This is a genomic window from Terriglobales bacterium, from assembly GCA_035764005.1.
Taxonomy (GTDB): domain Bacteria; phylum Acidobacteriota; class Terriglobia; order Terriglobales; family Acidobacteriaceae; genus Gp1-AA112.
Window position 1 is genome coordinate 1 of sequence record DASTZZ010000020.1, and the last position, 4197, is coordinate 4197.

Annotated in this window: 5 protein-coding genes; 2 read left to right on the forward strand and 3 right to left on the reverse strand. The window is 57.5% G+C overall.

The genetic code is table 11. The features are described from left to right. On the reverse strand, window positions 1–875 hold an 875-nt coding region (locus tag VFU50_03290), incomplete at its 3' end, for an ABC transporter permease (GenBank protein ID HEU5231860.1). A 51-nt stretch (window positions 876–926) separates the two neighbouring features. Next, entirely contained in the window at window positions 927–1409 is a 483-nt protein-coding gene (locus VFU50_03295) for a Spy/CpxP family protein refolding chaperone (GenBank protein ID HEU5231861.1), read from the reverse strand. A 146-nt stretch (window positions 1410–1555) separates the two neighbouring features. Between VFU50_03295 and VFU50_03300 the strand changes: the two genes are divergently transcribed. Beyond that, window positions 1556–2254: a response regulator transcription factor gene (locus VFU50_03300; GenBank protein HEU5231862.1), complete on the forward strand. Its 699-nt coding sequence runs from the start codon at window positions 1556–1558 to the stop codon at window positions 2252–2254. A 3-nt stretch (window positions 2255–2257) separates the two neighbouring features. After that, a complete protein-coding gene (locus VFU50_03305; protein HEU5231863.1) occupies window positions 2258–3616 on the forward strand; it encodes an ATP-binding protein in 1359 nt (452 codons plus the stop codon). Window positions 3617–3632: 16 nt separating this feature from the next. Here VFU50_03305 and VFU50_03310 read toward each other — a convergent pair. Then, a partial coding sequence (locus VFU50_03310; protein HEU5231864.1) for an MFS transporter occupies window positions 3633–4197 on the reverse strand: 565 nt, incomplete at its 5' end.

Here is a 4197-nt window from a genome sequence, read left to right on the forward strand (position 1 = left end):
CGATCGGCATCCGAGTCCGGATATTCCGATCTCAACGTCGCCGCGACGGCCTTCAGATCGGCGCCGGCTTGGACCATCGAGATTCCGGGACGTAGTCTCCCGATCCCCGTGAACAGTGGCTTACTACGCTGGCGCAGCGCATCGTGCGACGGTGCGGGGAGCACATCCTCGGCCATCATGCTCGGGATCCACAGATCCGGACCAAAGATTGCATTGACGCCCTTGAAAGCCGGCGGAGCGACGCCGACGATCGTGAATGGTCTTTCGTTCACATAGATCACGCGACCAATTACCGAACGATCACCTCCGAATCGGCGCTGCCACATTCCGTAACCGATCACCATAATCGGATCGGCACCGGGAGCGCGGTCTTCCTGCGCGCTGGGAAATCGTCCCAAAGCGGGAAGCATTCCCAGCGTCTCGAAATAGTTTCCGGTCACAAGTTCGGCAAACAGGCGATCGGGGTTCTTGCCTTCGGAAAAGCTGATTGGAATTGGCGAGCTGTAGCCGGCCAGGCTGGTGAAAGCTTTGTTCTTCTCCTGATAATCCTGGAGATCGAGAAAGGAGATCGGTTGTGGGTTGTTGGCATGAGAATCTGCGTTTTGCGGCACTGCATATACCGCGACCAAAGTCGATGGATTGGGGATCGGTACGGAGTTCAGAAAGAACGTGTTGATCACCGTGAACACCGCCGTGCTGGATCCGATCCCCAATGCAATGGTCAGAACCGCAACCATGGAAAAGCCAGGACTTCGGCGCAAGGTGCGTAGGCCGTAGCGCAGATCCTGTTCGCAGTCGCGCAACCACGAACCGCGAGTAGTAGCTGCGCTCGGGAAAGTTTCATGGCTGTGCTTTGGCTGTAATGTGTTTTTCATGCCCTGGCTCCATTTGTGGGCCGCAATTTCTTCTGAGTCAGTCGGTTTGAATCAATCGTTCGATTGATCCAGATGGCTGAGAAATTCCTCGATGTGTCCATGCATGCGTGCACGCAGCTGATCTGCCTTCACGCGTTGCTCGGGCGTCAATACGTCGTTGTAGATGGTTGAAATGAGGCGCTCCCGTTCGACGAACAATTGCGAAACTGTCGTCGCCTCTTTGTCTGCAATCGCGCGAGTCGTGGACTCATCAAAATCGCCCTTGGCATTCGCCGATGACATCTGATCGCAGCCATTCACAAGCTCGTGCAGAAGCGGAGTGATTCTGGGCCGCTCCGCATTCCAAATGCCTCTGATCTGGGTCTTCTGGGCATCGGTGAGGTTGAGTTCATGCGCGATGAACGCGGCAGGAAATCGCCCGGGCCCGTGAAAACCCCAGCCATGCTGGCCGATTCCAAATTCCGCGCCGGCTAGTCCGACCGCTCCTGCGACGATCAGCAGGACCGCTCCAACGAGATAGAAATTCCTTTTCATGTGAGACTCCTTGCAAAAAACTTCATAGCTATCTGACTACTGCGAGTGAAGGAGTGCGATAAAGATTGATTCAGCCAGATAAAGTTTTATAAAGATCGCCAATTCGAGCGGATCATCCGCTACCATCGGCGCAGGCGAGTATCAGAATGGAACGAATTCTCATCGTGGACGACGATGTCGGTCTCTGTGAGGTCCTCGCCGAACGCCTGGCATCCGAAGGATTTTCACTCGAAGCCGTACACGAGGGCATTCGCGGGCTGGAACGAGCGCGTTCGGGAGAGCACGCGCTGGTAATCCTGGATCTCATGCTTCCCGGACTTACTGGTCTGGATGTGCTCAGAAATCTGCGCCCGCACTCGGGCATTCCCGTGCTGATACTCACCGCGCGCGGGGAAGAGGTAGACCGCATTCTCGGACTTGAGATCGGCGCGGACGATTACCTGCCCAAGCCGTTCAATCCGCGCGAGCTGATTGCGCGCATTCGCGCGGTACTGCGCCGCACCATGCCGCTCGAGGCGGCGACGCAACGGCTGAGCGCAGGCGACATCTCGCTCGATCTGCCGGCACGAGAGGCATGGATCAACGAGCGCAAACTGCACCTCACCAGCGTCGAATTTTCCTTGCTGGAGGCCTTCTTGAGGCGAGCGGGGCACGTAGTCACGCGCGAGCAGCTAACCGAGACCGTTTTGGGACGCAAGGTCGTCGGACCCTTCGATCGCGTGATCGACGTCCACATCAGCAACCTGCGCAAGAAGCTTGGAGAGTCCCCGGCGGGAGAAAGAATTAAGGCAGTGCGCGGCGCCGGCTATCAGTTCGTGCCGCGGGCCGAACTGGGAAAGAAGTGAAGCATGCGCAGTCTATTCTTAAAAATCTTTCTCTGGTTCTGGGCCACGGCGATCGTCACGGGAATCGCTCTCATCCTGAGCTTCGTGCTGCAACGCGGCGGAATCCCCGAGCGCTGGCACGCGGCGCTGAGCGAGGCCGCCGGCATTTACGGCAAAGCCGCTGTCGGAGAGATGGAGCGGGGTGGCCGGCCGGCCATCACAGAGTATCTGGATGATCTCGCTCGCAGCGCTCACACCCAGGCGTGCCTCTTTGACCGAAATGGAACCGCGATTGCCGGATCAAAATGCGATTCCTTTCGCTTATTAGTCAGCCGCGCAGCCGAGTCAACGAGACATTCGGCTTTTGATATTCGCTATGGACTTGTGCGCGTCGCACTGCAAGTCTCAGGTAAAGATGGCGCCATCTATGTATTCGCCACGGAGTTGCCGGCTGGACCTCGTGCGGCTTTCGGGCCCGATCCGCTGGGAGTCGCCCTCCACTTCATAGTCGCGTTCGCAGTTTCCGGCTTGATCTGCTACTTGCTGGCGCGGCATCTCACCAAACCGATTGTGCAATTGCAAGCAGCATCGCGAGAGCTTGCTGCGGGGAACTTGGAGACCCGGGCCGCAACCGACGCACAGCGGCGCAGCGACGAATTGGGAGAGTTGGTCCGCGACTTCAACGTTATGGCAGAGCGGATCGAAGGTCTGGTCTCAAGTCAGAGGCAACTGATCTCTGACGTCTCTCACGAACTGCGTTCGCCTCTTTCCCGTTTGATCGTGGCCATGGATTTGGCGCGAGAACGCAAGGGAAACGATCCTGCATTCGACCGCATGGAAAGAGACTTCGAGCGCCTCAGCGAGATGGTCGGCCGTCTTCTTACTGTCGCCCGACTCGATGCGGCGAGCGCATCAGTCGAGATGAAATCATTGAATCTCGGCGCGCTGGTCGCCGAAGTCGTGTCGGACGCGGAGTTTGCCGCACGCGAACGACAGCGCTCGGTGCGATTTTCAGGCGATAAGGAAGTCTGCGTCCGCGGCAATGGCGACCTGCTGCGCAGCGCTATAGAAAACATCGTTCTCAATGCAGTCCGGTACACCGCTGCGGAGACTACGGTAGAAGTGAATCTTCAAACCGATAGAGCATCGGTATCGGCGCACCTTACCGTACGCGATCACGGACCCGGAGTTCCCGAAAAGGAACTACATAATATCTTCCGCCCGTTCTATCGCGTAGCCAATGCGCGCGACGAGCAATCGGGAGGCGCTGGCCTTGGTCTCGCCATCGCCGACAAGGTCATGCGCATACATGGAGGTACCATAAGTGCTGCGAACGCCGCAGATGGCGGGCTTGAGGTCCGAATCAGGATTCCAATTGCTTGATAGCGGCTATCTATTGTCACTCGGAGGACTTGAATTGCGGTTTCTTCATGATCCAGACGAACGGAATTGCTGCGAGCAGCAGGAAGGCCATGATGCGGAAGCCGTCAAGGTAGCTTAGTGCCGCAGCTCTTTGCTGTAATTGATGGTAGATCAAGTCCAGAGCTTCCGATCTTGCACTTATCGAGTTATTCCCCTCATGTCCCAGGTACGCCTGCAGGCCGGAGATGGTTCTGAAGACCACTCCCGGCTGCGTTGCCATCGAAGCTGCGAGCCGAAGCTGGTGGAATTGCTCGCGCCGCGCGAGGAAAGCCTCGAAGGCGGAGATCCCGATCCCCGCGCCAAGATTTCTGGCCAGCGCGATCAGACTGCTGGCGTATCCCATTTCCTCTTTTGGGATTGGGTCAACCGTGATGGTGGCCAGGGGAACAAACATGAAGGACAATCCCGCGCCCATGACCACCTGCGGCCAGAAGAAACTCCATGGGCCGGCATTTATGTTCAAGAAAGAAAACATGTAGGCTCCGACTGCGGAAACCGCGAGACCGGCAGAGAGCAGCGCACGCATATCCCAGCGTCTGCCG